This is a genomic window from Novosphingobium fluoreni (assembly GCF_014196615.1).
Classification (GTDB): domain Bacteria; phylum Pseudomonadota; class Alphaproteobacteria; order Sphingomonadales; family Sphingomonadaceae; genus Novosphingobium; species Novosphingobium fluoreni.
Map to the genome: position 1 here is coordinate 26,926 of NZ_JACIDY010000008.1, position 16,332 is coordinate 43,257.

General features: G+C 64.8%; 17 protein-coding genes. 10 read left to right on the forward strand and 7 right to left on the reverse strand.

What is annotated here, in order from left to right; translation table 11 throughout:
• Positions 1–93: 93 nt before the first annotated feature.
• Positions 94–549, forward strand: coding sequence for a peptidylprolyl isomerase (locus tag GGR39_RS14315; RefSeq protein ID WP_058737489.1), 456 nt, complete (start codon positions 94–96; stop codon positions 547–549).
• A gap of 71 nt (positions 550–620) precedes the next feature.
• Complete coding sequence (locus tag GGR39_RS14320; protein ID WP_183617917.1) at positions 621–1,736, forward strand: Tle-like phospholipase domain-containing protein; 1,116 nt, start codon at positions 621–623, stop codon at positions 1,734–1,736.
• 162 nt (positions 1,737–1,898) lie between these two features.
• Here the strand turns inward: GGR39_RS14320 and GGR39_RS14325 are convergent, their stop codons facing one another.
• From GGR39_RS14325 to GGR39_RS14350, 6 genes are all read right to left on the reverse strand, one after another.
• A complete protein-coding gene (locus GGR39_RS14325; RefSeq protein WP_183617919.1) occupies positions 1,899–4,094 on the reverse strand; it encodes a prolyl oligopeptidase family serine peptidase in 2,196 nt (731 codons plus the stop codon).
• Between the two features lie 86 nt (positions 4,095–4,180).
• Entirely contained in the window at positions 4,181–5,065 is an 885-nt protein-coding gene (locus GGR39_RS14330; RefSeq protein ID WP_082667966.1) for a LysR substrate-binding domain-containing protein, read from the reverse strand.
• Positions 5,066–5,111: 46 nt separating this feature from the next.
• Positions 5,112–6,029, reverse strand: a complete 918-nt coding sequence (locus GGR39_RS14335; protein ID WP_058736549.1) for a hemolysin family protein — start codon at positions 6,027–6,029, stop codon at positions 5,112–5,114.
• A 15-nt stretch (positions 6,030–6,044) separates the two neighbouring features.
• Entirely contained in the window at positions 6,045–6,542 is a 498-nt protein-coding gene (gene ybeY / locus GGR39_RS14340; protein WP_183617926.1) for an rRNA maturation RNase YbeY, read from the reverse strand.
• A gap of 84 nt (positions 6,543–6,626) precedes the next feature.
• Positions 6,627–6,947, reverse strand: a complete 321-nt coding sequence (locus tag GGR39_RS14345) for a hypothetical protein (protein WP_183617928.1) — start codon at positions 6,945–6,947, stop codon at positions 6,627–6,629.
• Between the two features lie 133 nt (positions 6,948–7,080).
• Positions 7,081–8,103, reverse strand: coding sequence for a PhoH family protein (locus GGR39_RS14350; protein WP_183617930.1), 1,023 nt, complete (start codon positions 8,101–8,103; stop codon positions 7,081–7,083).
• Positions 8,104–8,353: 250 nt separating this feature from the next.
• Between GGR39_RS14350 and GGR39_RS14355 the strand changes: the two genes are divergently transcribed.
• Positions 8,354–8,845: an RcnB family protein gene (locus tag GGR39_RS14355; RefSeq protein WP_058736545.1), complete on the forward strand. Its 492-nt coding sequence runs from the start codon at positions 8,354–8,356 to the stop codon at positions 8,843–8,845.
• A 79-nt stretch (positions 8,846–8,924) separates the two neighbouring features.
• Here GGR39_RS14355 and miaB read toward each other — a convergent pair whose 3' ends face one another.
• Positions 8,925–10,259 (reverse strand): tRNA (N6-isopentenyl adenosine(37)-C2)-methylthiotransferase MiaB, encoded by a 1,335-nt coding sequence (gene miaB, locus GGR39_RS14360; RefSeq protein WP_183617932.1) that lies wholly within the window; start codon positions 10,257–10,259, stop codon positions 8,925–8,927.
• A 77-nt stretch (positions 10,260–10,336) separates the two neighbouring features.
• Here miaB and argS point away from each other — a divergent pair, with 77 nt between their 5' ends.
• The 7 genes from argS (at position 10,337) to tatB (ending at position 16,325) form a co-directional block, all read left to right on the forward strand.
• A complete protein-coding gene (gene argS / locus GGR39_RS14365) occupies positions 10,337–12,097 on the forward strand; it encodes an arginine--tRNA ligase (protein ID WP_183617933.1) in 1,761 nt (586 codons plus the stop codon).
• Between the two features lie 3 nt (positions 12,098–12,100).
• Positions 12,101–12,880 (forward strand): SPOR domain-containing protein, encoded by a 780-nt coding sequence (locus tag GGR39_RS14370; protein WP_058736541.1) that lies wholly within the window; start codon positions 12,101–12,103, stop codon positions 12,878–12,880.
• Between the two features lie 184 nt (positions 12,881–13,064).
• Positions 13,065–14,072 carry a beta-N-acetylhexosaminidase gene (gene nagZ, locus GGR39_RS14375; RefSeq protein WP_183617934.1) on the forward strand — a complete coding sequence of 336 codons (1,008 nt, stop codon included), beginning with the start codon at positions 13,065–13,067 and terminating at the stop codon, positions 14,070–14,072.
• Complete coding sequence (locus tag GGR39_RS14380; protein ID WP_183617935.1) at positions 14,069–14,836, forward strand: segregation and condensation protein A; 768 nt, start codon at positions 14,069–14,071, stop codon at positions 14,834–14,836. The genes nagZ and GGR39_RS14380 overlap by 4 nt, the downstream gene beginning before the upstream one ends.
• A gap of 5 nt (positions 14,837–14,841) precedes the next feature.
• On the forward strand, positions 14,842–15,438 hold the full coding sequence (gene scpB / locus GGR39_RS14385) for an SMC-Scp complex subunit ScpB (RefSeq protein WP_183618178.1): 597 nt from the start codon (positions 14,842–14,844) through the stop codon (positions 15,436–15,438).
• Positions 15,439–15,639: 201 nt separating this feature from the next.
• A complete protein-coding gene (locus tag GGR39_RS14390) occupies positions 15,640–15,918 on the forward strand; it encodes a twin-arginine translocase TatA/TatE family subunit (RefSeq protein ID WP_058736538.1) in 279 nt (92 codons plus the stop codon).
• 41 nt (positions 15,919–15,959) lie between these two features.
• Complete coding sequence (gene tatB, locus GGR39_RS14395) at positions 15,960–16,325, forward strand: Sec-independent protein translocase protein TatB (protein ID WP_183617936.1); 366 nt, start codon at positions 15,960–15,962, stop codon at positions 16,323–16,325.
• Positions 16,326–16,332 lie beyond the last annotated feature (7 nt).

Sequence of the window (16,332 nt, forward strand, 5' to 3'; positions counted from 1 at the left end):
CGTGACCGTCAGGAAAAAAGGCAAGATCGGCTACGGCGTGACATTCTACCGCAAGCCCCTATATCCCGCGCGCAAATCCCTGAGGAGAGCCCCATGGCTGACGAATACCTGAACCTTGAACTCACCACCGGTGACGTGAAGATCAAGCTGCGCCCCGATCTCGCCCCCGGGCATGTCGAGCGGATCAAGGAACTGGCCGGCGAAGGCTTTTACGACGGCGTGAAGTTCCACCGCGTGATCGACGGCTTCATGGCGCAGGGCGGTTGCCCCAACGGCACCGGCATGGGCGGCTCCGACAAGCCCGACCTGAAAGCTGAATTCAATGCCGAGCCGCACGTTCGCGGCGTCTGCTCGATGGCCCGCACCAGCGCGCCGAACTCGGCCAACAGCCAGTTCTTCATCGTGTTCGACGATGCCACCTTCCTCGACAAGCAGTACACCGTCTGGGGCCAGGTCGTGGAAGGCATGGAGAATGTCGACGCGCTGCCAAAGGGTGAGCCCCCGCGTGAGCCGGGCAAGATCGTGAAGGCGACCGTCAGCGAAGGCTGAGCGATTTTGATACTCGGCTGAGTATTTGAAACATGTTTCCTACAGGTGACGCTCTGTGGCAGAGCGTCACCATGGGGAATACATCTTACATCAAGGTTCGGCTGCTCGCCGTGGTGGCCTTTGCGCTTGGTCTGAGCGGCTGCGTGACGCGCGCCTTGCCCGACCTGACGCAATCGCATGGCCCTTGCGTCGATCAGGATGGCGGCTGGTGCGGGTTCACGCGCGACACGGCCACCATTTCGTGGCCTTACGGGCAACTGGCGACCAATGCTTATTGCGATAGCAACGATATCTTCGAGCTGCCCGCCGGCTACACCGTGATCCGCCGTTTGCCCACACAGGACGTGTGCGATCTGGAACGGGCGGCATCACGTGGCGACAAGGCGGCCAAGGAAAAGCTGAAACCGATCCACAAGGCCGAAGGCAAGTTGAAGACCCATGGCTTCAATTACGCCATTTACGACAAGCGCAACGCCGCCGGTGCGCTCGAACGGCGCGTGATCGCGTTTCGCGGCACCGACAGCAAGCAGTTGGCCGACTGGTTCTATGGTAACCTCGGCAGCACCCAGCGCGACCAAGGGCTGGCGCTTTACCGCGAAGAGCGGGCGAAGCTGGACGCCGAAGGTGGCAAGAACGTGCCGATCGCGGTAACCGGGCATTCTCTGGGCGGCGCGATCGCGATCCAGGTCTCGTTGGAGAACCCGGGCGTGGATGCTTATGTATTCAACACGTCTCCGCGCTACACGCTGATCCAGCCCAACGCCAACCGTCGCGTCGCGATTTCAGAGCGGGGTGACATCCTGGAAGTGCTGCGCAATCGCTCGATGCCGGTGCGCCAGGACATGCTGGTCATCAATTGCCGCCCCACCAAGGGCGGGGTGAAAGCCCATGCGATTCGCGATCTGGCCGCCTGCGTCACTTGGATCGCAGGCAAGGGCGACGCCGGGGCGAAGGCCTCTATCGCCACGAACAAGCTTATCCAGCCAGAGGGTGAGGTTGCCAACTTGCGCTGGGGCCTGCCACCCGATCCTGATGCCGATGCCCAGGTCAAGGCCCAGGCGGCGAAGCTGGATGCGCGAGAAAAAGCGGCCAAGGAAGCTGGGCCGATCCGGCGGGAGCGCCGCAATAAATCGGCGCTGCAGCCCGCTCCCGTGCCGGAGCCGACGGCGACGCCGCAGGCGAAGTAAGGCGGGCGGTTCCCCCGCTACGTCACCAATTCCCCCGCCCGTTATCCCGGACTTGATCCGGGATCCCGCTTATCCTCTATCGCGACCAGCATGGCAGAAGAAGCGGGCCCCCGGATCCAATCCTGGGCGACGAAAGCTTGGTTTCCAGCTGAGGGGCGACCGCTACTTCGCTGCCGCCGCCTTCACCGCGTCCACGCCCAGTTGATCGAACAGGAACATCGTCACGTCCGTCTGCTGCGCGATCACCTCGTTCAGCGACGAACCCTGGCCATGGCCCGAGCTTTCCGAAGTGCGCAGCAGGATCGGCGCCTTGGATGAGGTCGCCGCTTGCAGCGCTGCTGCGAACTTGCGCGAGTGGAAGGGGTTCACGCGCCCGTCGTTCGCGCCGGTCATCAGCAGGACCGCCGGGTAGGCCGTTCCCTTCGTGACATGGTGCAGCGGTGAATAGGCATAGAGCGCCTTGAACTGCGCGGGGTCCTTCACCGTGCCGAACTCAGTGATGTTGAACGCGCCGTTGGGATCGAGTTCCACGCGCAGCATGTCGTAGATGCCCACCTGGCTCACCACTGCCTTGGCAAGGCCGGGGTGCTGCGTGATCTGCGCGCCCATCAGCAGGCCGCCGTTGGAGCCGCCCTGCAGCGCCAGCTTGTCATGGCTCGTGTAGCCCAGCTTGATCAGATCCTCGGCGGCGGCGGTGAAGTCGTCAAAGACGTTCTGCTTTTTGGTCAGCATGCCCTGCTCGTGCCAGGTCTCGCCATATTCGCCGCCGCCGCGAATGTTGGCCAGGGCATAGATCACGCCGCCGTCCAGCAGCATACGGGTGCGCGCGGCGGAGAAGCCGGGCGTCATGTTCACGCCGTAACCGCCGTAGCCGTAAAGCAGCAGCGGGTTCTGGCCGTTCAGCTGTGTGCCCTTCTTCATCACCAGCGTGACCGGCACCTTGGTGCCATCCTTCGAAGTGGCGAAAATGCGCTTCACGTCGGTATCGGCGTAGGAGACCGACGTGGTCATCTTGATCGCGGTGGCGGCGGACTTGTTGCTGGCTGCGTTCCAGCGCAGATAGTGCGGCGGCTCGGTATAACCGTTGACGTCGTACAGAACGTCGCCGCCGGGCAGGGCGACGATGTTGCTGACCGAAGAGATCGGCGGCACGTCCAGTGCGCCCAGGTCCTTGCCGGAAAGATCGTAGATGCCCACCGAGTTCGGGCCACCAGCAATGCGCGTCACGAACAGGCGGTTGCCTTCGCCCAGCACCAGCGGCGCATCGGATTGGCCGCCGTCAACGATCGCGGCATCGGTGCGCGGCGTGATGATCGTCTGCGCCTTGGCGAAGCCGCCGGTGTACGGCGCGGCCAGCTTCACCACCTTGCCCATCGGCGCGTCCTTGCGCGAAACACCGTAGACGGTGCCGTCCTTGGCGATCACCGCACCGCCGATCACACGGTCGGAATATTCGGCGATCTTGGTGGCCTTGCCATCGGGAGAGAGCACATAGTGCAGCCACTGGCCACCATCGCCCCACTGCACGGACGCGAGAGCCGCCTGGCCGCCTTGCGCATTGCTGAGGAAGATTTCAGCGGTGCGGGGAATGCCGTCCTTATCGCTCAGCACCAGCTTGTCAGTGGCCGCGGCGGTGCCGAGCCGGTGGAAATAGGCGTTTTGGTTGAAGTGCCACTCGCTTTCCGGGCTGGTCTTGCGATCGGGGAAGCGGGTGTACCAAAAGCCCTGGCCGTCCGCCGTCCAGGCCAGCGATCCGCCGGCGGTGGGATACTGTACACGATCGATCGGCGCCTCGATTTCCTTGCCGGTCGCCGCGTCGTAGATGTGCAGCGTGCCATCCTCGCTGCCGTTCTGAGAGATGGATACGGCCACCTTGCTGCCGTCTGGCGAGGGCACGTACCAATCGATCGCGGTATGGCCGCTTGGGTCCATCGTGTTGGGATCGACCAGGGGCTTGCGCGTGGCGGGATCGGCGGCGCCGTTCAAGGTGACCAGCATCGTCTGCTGCAATGCCGGATCGGTGTAGGCGGCGAAAGTGCGGTTGCCCCGATGCTCCAGACCGGAGAACGCGGCTGAGCGGTCCTTGAACATCTGCGTCAGCTTTGCGGAAATGGCGGCGCGGCCGGGCAGGTTATCCAGATAAGCGCGGGTGCGGGCGTTCTGCGCATCGCTCCACGCCTTCACCTTGGGATCGGCGGCGTTTTCCAGCTCGCGATAGGGATCGGCAATCTGCTGGCCTTGGATGGTGTCGGTCGTCTGGCCGGTGGGGAAAACGGGGGGCGGGGGTGGCGCGGCGGCCGTAAGCAGAATGATCGCGGCGCTGCCGAATAGACTGGCCAAAAGCGGACGACGGGCCATGAAATACTCCCCTGTGGTTTTGAACACAGCGCACGATACGCTCGACCTGTCGAAATCGAAAGTGGCGTATCGGCGCGGCGGGCGCACTATAACCCGGCGTTCAGCAGCCACTCGTGGAAGATCTTTACCGGCCGTGCTTCCAGGTCTTTGTGACGGCAAATGAACCAGTACCGGTAGGGGCTTTCGACATTGATGTCGTACAGCACCGCCAGCCGTTCATCGCCCGCGCGGCGGAAGTGATCGTCGTGCATGATGGCGATGCCCAGGCCCTGCGCCGCCGCTTCCAGCACCAGCTGGCCGGAGTTGAACCGGTCGACCGAAGCGGGCTCCAGCTTCTTCATCCCCACCGCCACCTTCCACGCGTCGAAGCTGTCAGGCAGGTCGTTGTGGATCAGGAACGTCTGGCGGGAAAGCTTGGCACGATCAGGCACGTCGCCCAGTTCCGCCGCGATCTCGCGCGAGACGATGGCGTAGATGCGGTTGTGGTCCAGCTGCACGGAATAGAGCGAGGGGTCGGGCAGCTTGGCCAGGATGATCGCGGCATCCAGCGAATCGCCGACCTGCCCTTCCAGATTGGGTGCGGTCTCGATGTCGATGTGCAGGCGCGGGTGCAACTTGCGCAGTTCGGGCAGGCGGGGGAACAGCCGCTGGCTGCCAAACAGCGAGGGTACGCCCAGATGCAAGCGCAGCACCTGCCCCCTGTCGATCTGTGATTCCACCGCCTCGGCCAGTTCCTCCAGCTTGGGCGCGATGGCATTGTAGAACGCCTGGCCTTCGTCCGTCAGTTTCATCGCCTGATGCTGGCGCGTGAAAAGGCGCTTGCCGGTGAAATCCTCCAGCGCCGCCACTCGCCGCGACAGGGCGGACGGCGAGAGGGCAAGTTCGTTCGCGGCGGCCTTGGCGGAGCCCAGGCGAACCACGCGCACGAAAGCCTCAAGGGCGCGCAAGGGGGGAAGGCGGCGTACTACCAAGTCGTGTCTCTAGGCGTTTGTCGATGAAGCGGCGGCGCGGCGCAACTTATTCGGGCTCATTTTCAACAACGGCGACCGGCGGATGCAGCCGCAGCCGCGAGACGTGCCGCTCGTTCCCTTGCGTCACCTCCAACCGCCAGCCACTGCCGTGTTCCAGGATCGTCCCGACTTGCGGCACTTCTCCGGCCAGCACGAAGGCGAGACCGCCCAGCGTATCGACAGATTCCTCCACTTCGGCCAGGCGGGGGTCGATCTTGTCGGCAACCTCGTCCAGTTCCAGTCTGGCATCGGCATCCCACATGCCGTCGCCCAGCGATACCAACAGAATTTCGGGGGCGTCGTCGTGCTCGTCCTCGATCTCGCCCACGATCTCCTCGACCAGGTCCTCGATGGTGATGATCCCGTCGGTGCCGGAATATTCGTCGATCACCACGGCCAGATGGATGCGCTTGGCGCGCATGTCAGCCAGCACGTCCAGCGCGCCGCGCGCCTGGGGCACGAACAGTGGCTGGCGCAGCAACGTCGTCCAGTCCGCCGGTGGCTCGGTGCCACGCGCCAGAATGGGGAACACGTCTTTGATGTGGATCATGCCCAGGATCTGATCGAGTGATTCGCCATAGACCGGCATCCGGCTGTGGCCATGCTCAGCGAAGGATTCCACCACCGCGTCCCATGTCGCCGCAGCGGGGATGGCGATGATGTCGCTGCGTGGCACAGCCACGTCGTCGGCATCGTGTTCGCTGAAATGCAACAGGTTGCGCAGCATTTGCCGTTCCAGCGGCGTAAGGTCGCCGGTCTGGTCCTGGCTGCTCTCACCCTCATGCTCGTTGATGACGTCCTCGATCTGCGAGCGCAGCGATTGGTCGACGTCTGATACGAACATCTTGCGGATGACACGCCACAGCGTGCCGCTACTGTCCCCTTCTCCCGACGCAGTGTCGGTATGCCGGCCATTTTCGGCCATCGTGTGATTCAGCCCCTACTGTTCAAGTTCGCGGCCATATGGGTCTGCCAGGCCCAGGACCGCAAGAGCCTTTATCTCCAGCGCCTCCATTGCATCGGCATCCGCTTCGCTGATCTCGTGATCGTAGCCCGCCAGATGGAGCAGACCGTGGACGATCAGGTGGGCGGCGTGATGATCCACGGGCACGCCCTTTTCCGCCGCCTCGCGCGCGCAAGTCTCATGAGCGAGGGCGATGTCGCCCAGCATTTCGGGCGGGCCTTCGGGCGCGAGATCGAGCAGTTCGGAACGCTCCAACATCGGAAAGGACAGCACGTTGGTCGGCTTGTCCTTGCCGCGCCATTCGGCGTTGAGGGCGTGGACATCCGCGTCCGAGGTGAACAGCACGCTGGTGATCAGCCGTTCCTGCGCAAGTTCCGGTGCGACTTGCGAGGCGACAAGCGCGGCGCGCTGGGCCAGCAATTCCCAGTCACCGGCGGAGGGCCAAGGATCTTCGACGTCAATTTCCAGCTGCATGGCCGCGCTTTAGCGCAAGCCCGGCACAGCACCTAGACCGGAACGACGAAAGCCGCTCGTTTCAATGGCAGCGCAACGGCAAGCTCAGGGCGTGACGCCGCAGGCCAGCGTGGCCTTGCCCAGCACCAGCGCAATCTCGGGGTCCTTCAGTTCACTCGCCACTCGCACCAAGTCGCTCGTGGTCAGGACGCCGGGCGTCGTGTCGTTGTTGCGATAGGCTTTTGCCGCGCGGGCGAGCTGTTGCAGCTGCCCCAGCGAGAGCCCGCTCTGCAGTTGGGTGCCAACACAATCGGAGCGCTGTTCGTCCAGCCCGTGGCGCCGGAGCGAGGTGGAAATGCGCGTGGCGGGCGCGGCGCAGGCGCTGAGGGCTAGGGCCCCGATGATCGTTGCGGCAAGAGCTTTCATGCTGTCCTCTTCCTGCCGCCTCCGCAAGAGGGCGGCACGGTCCTGAACAGAACGATGCGGCCCTCAACCCGTTGCTAGTAGGTTTGCGCGCGGGCGTGAGCATGATGCACCACGCCCGCGCGCAGCCCGTCAATCAGGCGTCCGGCCCTTCATAGGCATCCACGATTCGCCCAACGATAGGGTGGCGCACCACGTCCGCCGAAGTGAAGCGGGTCACATCGATACCCTCCACGCCTTCCAGCCGGCTCACGGCATCGGCCAGCCCGCTCATGCGGTCACCGCCCGGGATGTCGACCTGGCGAGGGTCGCCGCACACAACCATGCGGCTGTTCTGGCCGAAGCGGGTGAGGAACATCTTCATCTGCTCGCGCGTGGTGTTCTGCGCTTCGTCGAGGATGACGAAGGCATCGGCCAGCGTGCGACCGCGCATGAAGGCGATCGGCGCGATCTCGATCTCGCCCGAGGCCAGCCGCCGCTCGACCTGCTCCGGCGGCATGCAATCATACAGCGCGTCGTAGAGCGGGCGCAGGTAGGGGTCGACCTTGTCTTTCATGTCGCCGGGAAGGAACCCCAGCTTCTCGCCCGCTTCCACTGCAGGCCGGCTGAGGATCAGGCGCTGGACGGAACCAGTCATCAACTGGCTGACGGCCTGCGCCACCGCGACATAGGTCTTGCCGGTTCCCGCTGGACCCAGCGCGAAGATGATGTCGGCCTTGGTCAGCGAGCGCATGTAGTCGATCTGCATCGCCGATCGCGGCACGATCGTTTTCTTGCGGGTGCGGATCATGATCGGGGGATTACCGGCGGCATCCCCGGTGATGATCCCTTCCAGGGTAGGTTCGGCGGACATGGTGATCAGCGATTCGATTGCGCCGGAATCGAGGGCGTGGCCCTGCTCCAGCCGGTGGTACATGCCATTCAGCGTCTCACGCGCGCGGGCTACGGCGTCTTCCGGTCCTTCGACCTGGATGCGGTTCCCGCGCGCGGCGATATAGACGCCGAGACGGTTCTCCACCTGGACCAAGTTTGCATCGAACTGGCCGAACAAGGTGCCCAGCATCGCCGGCTCATCATATTCCAGCTCTATACGGGCACGGCGGGGATGCTCGGGCCGGAAATGCGTCGGCTCAGGACGCTGCGCGATCTTGCGGGCCATGCGCTCCTTTCATGTGAAAGCGCTTCGGGGGGTCTGACCAATCTATGCCTCGTTTCGGCGGGCGCAAGCACCGGCATGCCGAGCTTTCCACAGACGCAGTCGGGACCGACCCCCCAATGGCTGCAACCGAATACACGCTGCGACACTTCTGCATGTCACCTGAAGTTGTGGTTCCCGGGCCATTCAGCGGGAGAGGCGCAGATAATGCTTCGTTGCCCGCTCGCCGGGGCACCTGAATAGGAGTGAAGCAATGCGTAAGTTCATTATGACCGCGCTGGCTGCCAGCACCATGATCCCTGCCATCGCCGTCCCGGTCGCCGCGCAGGCGCAGAGCGCACGTGAAGTGCGCGACAGCCAGCGTGATCTGCGCCAAGATCAGCGTGAATTGCGCCAGGCTCAGCGCTATGGTGATCGCCGCGATGTGCGGGACGCCCGCCGCGACGTGCGTGATTCGCGCCGTGAACTGCGAGAAGACTGGCGCGACTATCGCCGCAGCCATCGCGACGCCTATCGCCGCCCCGCTTATGTCGGCCCGCGCGGCTATGCCTATCGCCCGGTAAACGTCGGCTACCGCTTCCAGCCGGAATACTATGGCAACCGTTACTGGGTGAATAACTATAGCGCCTATCGCCTGCCCGCGCCGGCCCGCGGCGCACGCTGGGTTCGCTATGGCAATGACGTCGCCCTGGTGAACATGCGCACCGGACGGGTGATCCAGGTCTACAACCAGTTCTTCTGGTAAGACGCGAGGGGCTCGGCGAAGGCCGGGCCCCTTTCGTTTTTGTCGTCTAGTTTACTGTTCCCAATATCCACGCGCGCCCTCAGGCTGCTTCCAGCGCCACCGCCCGCGCCGAAAGGGAGTTGGGCCCTGCTTCCAGCAATTCCACATGCACAAGATCGCCGATCGCGGCATCGCCGATGAAGTGTACCGATTGCAGCCAGGGCGACTTGCCCAGCCACTGACCAGGCAGCTTCCCCCTTCGCTCCACCAGCACCTCGCAGGATCGCCCGACGCTTGCTCGGTTGAAGGCCAACTGCGTGGTGTTGAGCGCAGCCTGCAGCCGTTGCAGCCGCTCGTCCATCACTTCGGGCGCGATCTGGTTAGCCATCGTCGCGGCGGGAGTGCCGGGGCGGGGCGAATACTTGAAGCTGAAGCACTGCGAGTAACCCACCGCTTCAACCAGCTGCAGCGTCTCCTCGAATTCGGCATCGGTCTCACCCGGAAAGCCGACGATGAAATCGCCCGACAGCGCGATATCGGGCCGCGCCGCGCGGACCTGCTCCAGAATGCGCAGATAGCTCTCGGCCGTGTGACTGCGGTTCATCGCCTTCAGCACCCGATTAGAGCCTGACTGCACCGGCAAGTGCAGGAACGGCATCAACTTGGGCTCGGTCGCGTGGGCCTCGATCAGCCCGGAGGTCATGTCATTAGGATGGCTGGTGGTGTAGCGAATGCGGGCAAGATCCGGCATCGCGGCCAAGTCTCGGATCAGCCCGTCCAGCCCGACCTGACGGCCCTTGGCATCCTCTCCGGTCCAGGCGTTGACGTTCTGGCCCAGCAGCGTGATCTCGCGGGCGCCGCTCTCCACAAGGCGCAGCGCTTCAACCAGGAGGTCCGCGTATGAGCGTGAAACTTCCGCGCCGCGCGTATAGGGAACCACGCAATAGGTGCAGAACTTGTCGCAGCCTTCCTGCACGGTCAGGAACGCGCTCGGCCCCGAACGACGGCGAGCCGGAAGGCTGGCGAACTTGGTTTCGGCGGGCATGTCGGTATCGGTGGAAGACCGGCCGGCAGCGGCTTCGCGCACCATTTCGGGCAGGCGATGATAGGCCTGCGGGCCGACCACCATCTTCACCGAAGGCGCCCGGGCCATGATCTCGTCACCCTCGGCCTGCGCCACGCACCCCGCGACAGCGATCAGCGGCGTGGAGCCATCGTCACGCTTGAGGCGGCCGATGTCGGAATAGACCTTTTCCGCCGCCTTCTCACGGATATGGCAGGTGTTCAGCACCACAAGGTCGGCATCAGTGCCTTCCGGCGCCGCGGTCATGCCTTGATTGGCCAGCAATTCGGCCATCCGCTCGCCATCATAGACGTTCATCTGGCAGCCGAAGCTCTTGACCTTGTAAGTCTTGGGGGCAGAAGTTTGGGGCATCGCGCGCCCCTACAGGAAACCGGGCCACTTTTGAAGAAGGTTGGTTTGCGCCCGCAAACCCGCTAACCGCGCGCGCCATGAGCATTGCGAACCAGACCATCTACGCCGCCTTCACCGGGCACCTTCACGCCGCGCTCGATGCGCTGGAAGCGGCGGGCGTTCTGCCCGGCGGGTTGAAGCGAGGGGCGATCACGGTGGAGCCTCCCCGCGATCCCGCGCACGGCGATCTCGCCACCAATGCGGCGATGGTCCTGGCCAAACCCGCAGGCCTGAAGCCGCGCGATCTGGCAGACGCGCTCGTTGGCGAATTGACCAAGCTGCCCCAAGTTACCGGGGCTGAGATCGCCGGGCCGGGGTTTATCAACCTGCGCCTTTCCCCCGCTGCGTGGCTCGCCGAATTGCGCGCGATTGCCGATCTGGGTGCGCACTACGGTCGCTCGACGATGGGCGGCGGCAGCACCGTCAACGTCGAGTACGTGTCCGCCAATCCCACCGGGCCGATGCACATGGGCCACTGTCGTGGCGCGGTGGTGGGTGACGCGCTGTGTACGCTGCTGGAATTCGCCGGGCACAAAGTGATACGCGAATACTACGTCAACGATGCCGGTGCGCAGGTCGACGTGCTCGCCCGCTCTGTCCACTTGCGGTATCGCGAGGCGCTGGGCGAGACGGTGACGATCCCGGAAGGGCTCTACCCCGGCGACTATCTCGTGCCGATCGGCCAGGAACTCGCGAAGGAATACGGCGACAAATACGTCGCCGCGCCTGAGGGCGATTGGCTGTTGCTATTCCGGACGCAGGCCGTCGCCGCGATGCTGGTGATGATCAAGGATGACCTGGCGCTGCTGGGCATTCGCCATGACCTGTTCTCTTCTGAAGCGGAGTTGCAAGCGGCCGGCAAGCCCGAGGAGGCCGAGGCGTTCCTGCGGGCGCGTGGGTTGGTCTATGACGGTCAGCTGGAAGCGCCCAAGGGCAAGACGCTGGACGATTGGGAGCCGGTGGAGCTGCCGCTGTTCCGCTCTACCAAGTTTGGGGATGATCAGGATCGCCCGATCAAGAAGTCGGACGGCAGCTGGACCTACTTCGGCGCGGACCTGGCCTACCACTTCCAGAAGGCCCAGAGCGCCGACGCGCTGGTCGACATCTGGGGTGCGGACCATGCGGGCACGGTCAAGCGGATCAAGGCCGCCGTCGCCGCGCTCACCGGCGGGGAAGGTGCCGGGGCCACTGGCGAGCCGACGCCGTTCGAAATCAAGCTGGTCCAGATGGTGCAGCTGCTGCGCAACGGCGAGCCGGTGAAGATGAGCAAGCGCTCGGGCAACTTCGTCACGCTGGCGGATGTCGTGCGCGAAGTGGGCAAGGACGTGGTGCGCTTCACCATGCTGACGCGCAAGCCCGAGGCGCAGATGGACTTTGACTTCGCCAAGGTGGTCGAAGCGTCGAAGGACAATCCGGTGTTCTACGTGCAGTACGCCCATGCCCGCGTCAGCTCGACGCTGCGCAAGGGCGCGGCGGAAGGCTTTGCCCCGTCAGGCGAGCATGTGGAGCTGCTGGGCGAGGAAGAGCTGGAGCTGATCAAACTTGCCGCGCAGTTCCCCCGCATCGTCGAGGCGGCGGCGGCGGCGCGCGAGGCGCATCGGATCGCCTTCTTCCTCCAGGATCTGGCGGCCGCGTTCCATGGTTACTGGAACGTGGGCAACGATCGCGTCGAAAAGAGGTTCATCGTGGCACAAGATGGTAACCTTACCGGCGCTAGGCTATTCCTTGCGACCCAGATCGGGCAGCTGATACGTAATGGTCTCGCCCTGCTGGGTGTCGAGGCGGTAGAGGAAATGTGAGGTATGGCGATGTCGTTTCCAGGGGGTGATCACGACAAGCCCGGGTTCGGCCGCGAGCCCGGCACCGGAGACGACGGTCTGGATTCCAGCCCTGAGGGTGAGCGCAAGTTCGACAATCGCTTCGAACAGCCGGGCGAGCTGGATCTGGGCGAGGAAGATGTGCGCCTGCCGTGGCTGGAAGGCGATGATGACGACGATGAGCAGGCAAGGGCCAACAACGGTCCGCTGATCGCGCTGATTTTGGTCGGCATCGTTGCGCTGGTGCTGATCGTGGGCGGGATCTGGTGGCTGCAGCGCGATCGCCCCGACGAAACGCTGGTGGCCGATGGCGAGACAATCGCCGCGCCCAAGACGCCTTACAAGACCCGGCCTGCCAACCCCGGTGGGGAAGTCGTCGCCGGTACGGGGGACACCAGCTTCGCCGTTGCCGAGGGTCAGACGCGCCAGGTCCGCATGGGCAACCAGGATGCACCGGCACCCGCGGCTGCTGCATCGGCTGCTCCCAGCTCTTCGGCCAGCGCGGCCGCTCCGGCACCTGCCGAAGTCAGCGGCGTTGGTGTGCAGGTGGGCGCCTATTCGAACCGCGAATCGGCCGAGAAGGGCTGGACGCGCTTGTCCCAGCAGTACGAGGCGCTCGCGAGCGTGAAGTATCGCATCGTCGAGGGCCGGGCGGATATCGGCACGGTCTATCGCCTACAGGCCGTACCGGGCGATGCGGCGGCGGCGAACCGCCTGTGCGGCACACTGAAGGCCGCGGGATTGAGCTGTCAGGTCAAGCGCTGAGGGCCGGGCGCCGAGCGTAAGTACCGATCTGTTTTCAAACCGTAGTTAGCCCTCGTATCGCCATTCCCGCCTTTTCGGGAATGGCAGGGTGTGAAGTGGCGACGGCACGCTCCTGCTTCTCGCAGCCGCGCAAACTCCGCCGGAGCAACTTGCACCCTTGGGGCATTTCTGCGAACCCGCAGCGATGGTCCCTGCAATATTCGGCTTGTCCGGCCTCACCCTAACAGCCGACGAGCGCGCTTTCTTTCGTGACGCCGATCCGGCGGGATACATCCTGTTCGGCCGCAATATCGACAGCCGGGCGCAGGTCCGCACGCTGACGGATGAGCTGCGTGCAATCCACGGTCGGGAGCGGCTGTTCATCTGCATCGATCAAGAAGGCGGACGGGTCGCCCGGATGAAGCCGCCGGTTTGGGCCTCTTATCCAAGCGGCGAGGCGTTCGATCAGCTGTATGAGATCGCTCCCTCCAGCGCGATCGAGGCGGCGCGGTGCAATGCCCACGCGCTGGGCCTTGATCTGGCGGAGGCGGGCATCACCGTGGACTGCTATCCTTCGCTCGATGTCCGTCAGCCCGGCGCGCATGACGTGATCGGCGATCGCGCATTCGGAGCGGATGCCATGCGCGTCGCCGCCCTGGGTCGTGCGGCACTGGACGGTCTGGCGCGGGCGGGCGTGGTCGGTTGCATCAAGCACATGCCCGGACACGGCCGCGCGATGGCGGATAGCCACAAGGAACTTCCCACCGTCACCGCCACCGAAGCCGAACTGGAGCAGGACCTTGGCGCGTTCCGGCGCCTCGCCCATACGCCGATCGGGATGACCGCTCACGTGCGTTACACCGCCTGGGACGCCCAGAACGCGGCCACGCTGTCCCCTTTCGTGGTGGAGGAGATCATCCGTCGCCGCATCGGCTTTGCCGGGCTGCTGCTGACCGACGACCTCGACATGCAGGCGCTGGATGGCTCGGTGCCGGAACGCGCCGCACGGGCGCTGGCGGCGGGCTGCGATATCGCGCTCAATTGCTGGGCGAAGATGGACGATATGGTGGGCATCGCCAAGGCGTGTCCGCAGATGCCTGATATCACCGCCCAGCGGCTCGAACGTGCGCTGAGCCTGCCCAATGATCCGGCGCCAGCCAGCTGGACTAATCTTGCGGCCAAGCGCGACACGCTGCTGGCGTTGACCGCATGACCGAGGGAGCGAGCGCGGCGGCGGAGGACCGGGCGCTCTACCTCGAGATCGACGGCTGGGAGGGTCCGCTTGACCTGCTGCTGGACCTGGCACGCCGGCAGAAGGTAGACCTGCTGCGTATCTCCATCCTCGAACTGGTGGACCAGTACCTGGGCTTCATCGCCCAGGCGGAGGCGTTACGGCTGGAACTGGCGGCGGACTATCTCGTGATGGCCGCCTGGCTGGCCTACCTCAAGTCCGCGTTGCTGCTTCCGCGGGACGAGCAGGAGGATCCGAGCCCGGAGGAACTGGCATTGCGGCTGCAATTGCGGCTCCAGCGGCTGAGCGCCATGCGCGAAGGTGCCGCCCGGCTGATGGCGCGCGACCGGCTGGGCCGCGATGTCTTCCGCCGGGGTGCGCCCGAAGGCTTGCGGGTCGATCGCCTCAGCCGCTGGCGGTGCGAATGGTTCGACCTAGTACGCGCCTATGGGGACATCAAAGTGCGCCGCCAGCCGGTGGTTCACATGGTGCGGGAGCGCATGGTGATGACGCTGGACAGCGCCATTGCGCGGGTCTCATCGCTGCTGGGCATCTCGCTGGACTGGATGGAACTGCGCGAATTTCTGCCGCCTGCAAGCCAGGGCGAATGGTCCAATCCACGCCTGCGACGCTCGGCGCTCGCCTCTAGCTTCGTCGCCGCGCTTGAACTGGCGCGTACCGGCAAGGCGGAACTGGCGCAGGAGGAGACGTTTGGACCCCTGCGGCTGAAGGCGGCCACGCGATGAGCGCGATGGCCGAAGCTCCGGACGACCTGGTCCGCGCCGTCGAAGCGACGCTGTTCGCGGCGGAAGCACCGATGACGGCGGAAGCGATCTCCGCACACCTGAACGGGATCGCGGTGGCAGCCGCGCTCGACGAGTTGCAGACACACTATGCCTCGCGCGGTATCCACTTGGTCGAACGAGGTGGCCGCTGGCATTTCGAAACCGCATCGGACCTTGCCCAGCTGCTGCGCCGGGAGCGTGAAGAAGTGCGCCGCCTCAGCCGTGCCGCGACCGAAGTGCTGGCGATCGTTGCCTATCACGAGCCGGTCAGCCGCGCCGAGATCGAGGCGATTCGCGGGGTCCAGACCGCCAAGGGCACGCTCGACGTGTTGATGGAGGCGGGCTGGGTGCGCGTGGCGGGCAGACGCGAGGTGCCCGGCCGCCCGGTAATCTACGCAACCACCCCCGATTTTCTGGCGCATTTCGGCCTCGCTTCTTTGCGCGAACTTCCCGGCGTGGATGAAATGCGCGCAGCGGGCCTGCTCGACCCGGTGGACGACGACATGATACAGATGGTCATCACCGGCGAAAGCGGCCGCGCGGCTGATGGCGATCCTGACTGAGCGACCAATCGCCCAATAGTCACGCGGTCGACATAAAGCGGCGGCATTGGCGCATCGTGAGACACGCGCCGGGGTAGCGGATCAGCGACATGGCCGTTGTCAGCGGACCATCGCGGGCGCTGATCGCACTGGCGCGCAAGCGTACGAAGCACTAGATGAAACCCGCGCCGCGCACCGGCGCAAGCATTTGGAGTCGCAATTATGGGTGGCCTTTCGCTCTGGCACTGGATCATCGTCCTTCTGGTCGTGCTGATCCTGTTCGGCCGTGGCCGCATTTCCGATATCATGGGTGATTTCGGCAAGGGCATCAAAAGCTTCAAGGAAGGCATCAACGAGGAAAGCGGCACCCGCCCGGCTCCGCCGCCTGCCGCGCCCGTGCCTCCGGCCCAGATCCCGCCGTACCCGACCGCCGTTGAGCCGCCGCCAGCCGTCACGCCAACGCCCGCGCCCGTTCCCGGCGAGACGAAGACCGGCGTCTGAGCCGCTTGCGCGCGTCCTGACCTAAGCGGACCTGGATAGACATGCTGGACGTTGGCGGATCCGAACTGCTGTTGATCGTGATCGTGGCGATCGTGGTCATCGGACCCAAGGACATGCCGATGGCCTTGCGCACCGCGGGCCGATGGATCGGCAAGATGCGGCGTGTCTCCAATCACTTCCGCGCCGGCCTGGATGCCATGGTGCGCGAGGCCGAGCTGGAGGAAATGGAGCGCAAGTGGCGCGAGGAAAACGAAGCCATCATGAAGGCGCACCCGCAGCCTCCCTCAGCCGAAGATATGGGGCCGCCGCCCACCTCTGCCGAAGCCGCGCTGGCTTCCCTGGAGCAGCAGCCCCACGATCCGAAGCGCACCGAGGCAGAGCCGCAACTGCCGTTGCCGCCGCCATGATCGGGCC

Excerpts from the sequence above, each read along its gene's own strand:
- GGR39_RS14350 (WP_183617930.1), bottom strand. The coding sequence starts at position 8,103 with ATGGCCCGCAAGATCGCGCAGCGTCCTGAGCCGACGCATTTCCGGCCC.
- GGR39_RS14390 (WP_058736538.1), top strand. The coding sequence starts at position 15,640 with ATGGGTGGCCTTTCGCTCTGGCACTGGATCATCGTCCTTCTGGTCGTG.
- GGR39_RS14315 (WP_058737489.1), top strand. The coding sequence starts at position 94 with ATGGCTGACGAATACCTGAACCTTGAACTCACCACCGGTGACGTGAAG.
- tatB (WP_183617936.1), top strand. The coding sequence starts at position 15,960 with ATGCTGGACGTTGGCGGATCCGAACTGCTGTTGATCGTGATCGTGGCG.
- nagZ (WP_183617934.1), top strand. The coding sequence starts at position 13,065 with ATGGTCCCTGCAATATTCGGCTTGTCCGGCCTCACCCTAACAGCCGAC.
- GGR39_RS14345 (WP_183617928.1), bottom strand. The coding sequence starts at position 6,947 with ATGAAAGCTCTTGCCGCAACGATCATCGGGGCCCTAGCCCTCAGCGCC.
- GGR39_RS14380 (WP_183617935.1), top strand. The coding sequence starts at position 14,069 with ATGACCGAGGGAGCGAGCGCGGCGGCGGAGGACCGGGCGCTCTACCTC.
- ybeY (WP_183617926.1), bottom strand. The coding sequence starts at position 6,542 with ATGCAGCTGGAAATTGACGTCGAAGATCCTTGGCCCTCCGCCGGTGAC.
- scpB (WP_183618178.1), top strand. The coding sequence starts at position 14,842 with ATGGCCGAAGCTCCGGACGACCTGGTCCGCGCCGTCGAAGCGACGCTG.
- GGR39_RS14370 (WP_058736541.1), top strand. The coding sequence starts at position 12,101 with ATGGCGATGTCGTTTCCAGGGGGTGATCACGACAAGCCCGGGTTCGGC.
- GGR39_RS14355 (WP_058736545.1), top strand. The coding sequence starts at position 8,354 with ATGCGTAAGTTCATTATGACCGCGCTGGCTGCCAGCACCATGATCCCT.
- miaB (WP_183617932.1), bottom strand. The coding sequence starts at position 10,259 with ATGCCCCAAACTTCTGCCCCCAAGACTTACAAGGTCAAGAGCTTCGGC.
- argS (WP_183617933.1), top strand. The coding sequence starts at position 10,337 with ATGAGCATTGCGAACCAGACCATCTACGCCGCCTTCACCGGGCACCTT.
- GGR39_RS14320 (WP_183617917.1), top strand. The coding sequence starts at position 621 with ATGGGGAATACATCTTACATCAAGGTTCGGCTGCTCGCCGTGGTGGCC.
- GGR39_RS14325 (WP_183617919.1), bottom strand. The coding sequence starts at position 4,094 with ATGGCCCGTCGTCCGCTTTTGGCCAGTCTATTCGGCAGCGCCGCGATC.
- GGR39_RS14335 (WP_058736549.1), bottom strand. The coding sequence starts at position 6,029 with ATGGCCGAAAATGGCCGGCATACCGACACTGCGTCGGGAGAAGGGGAC.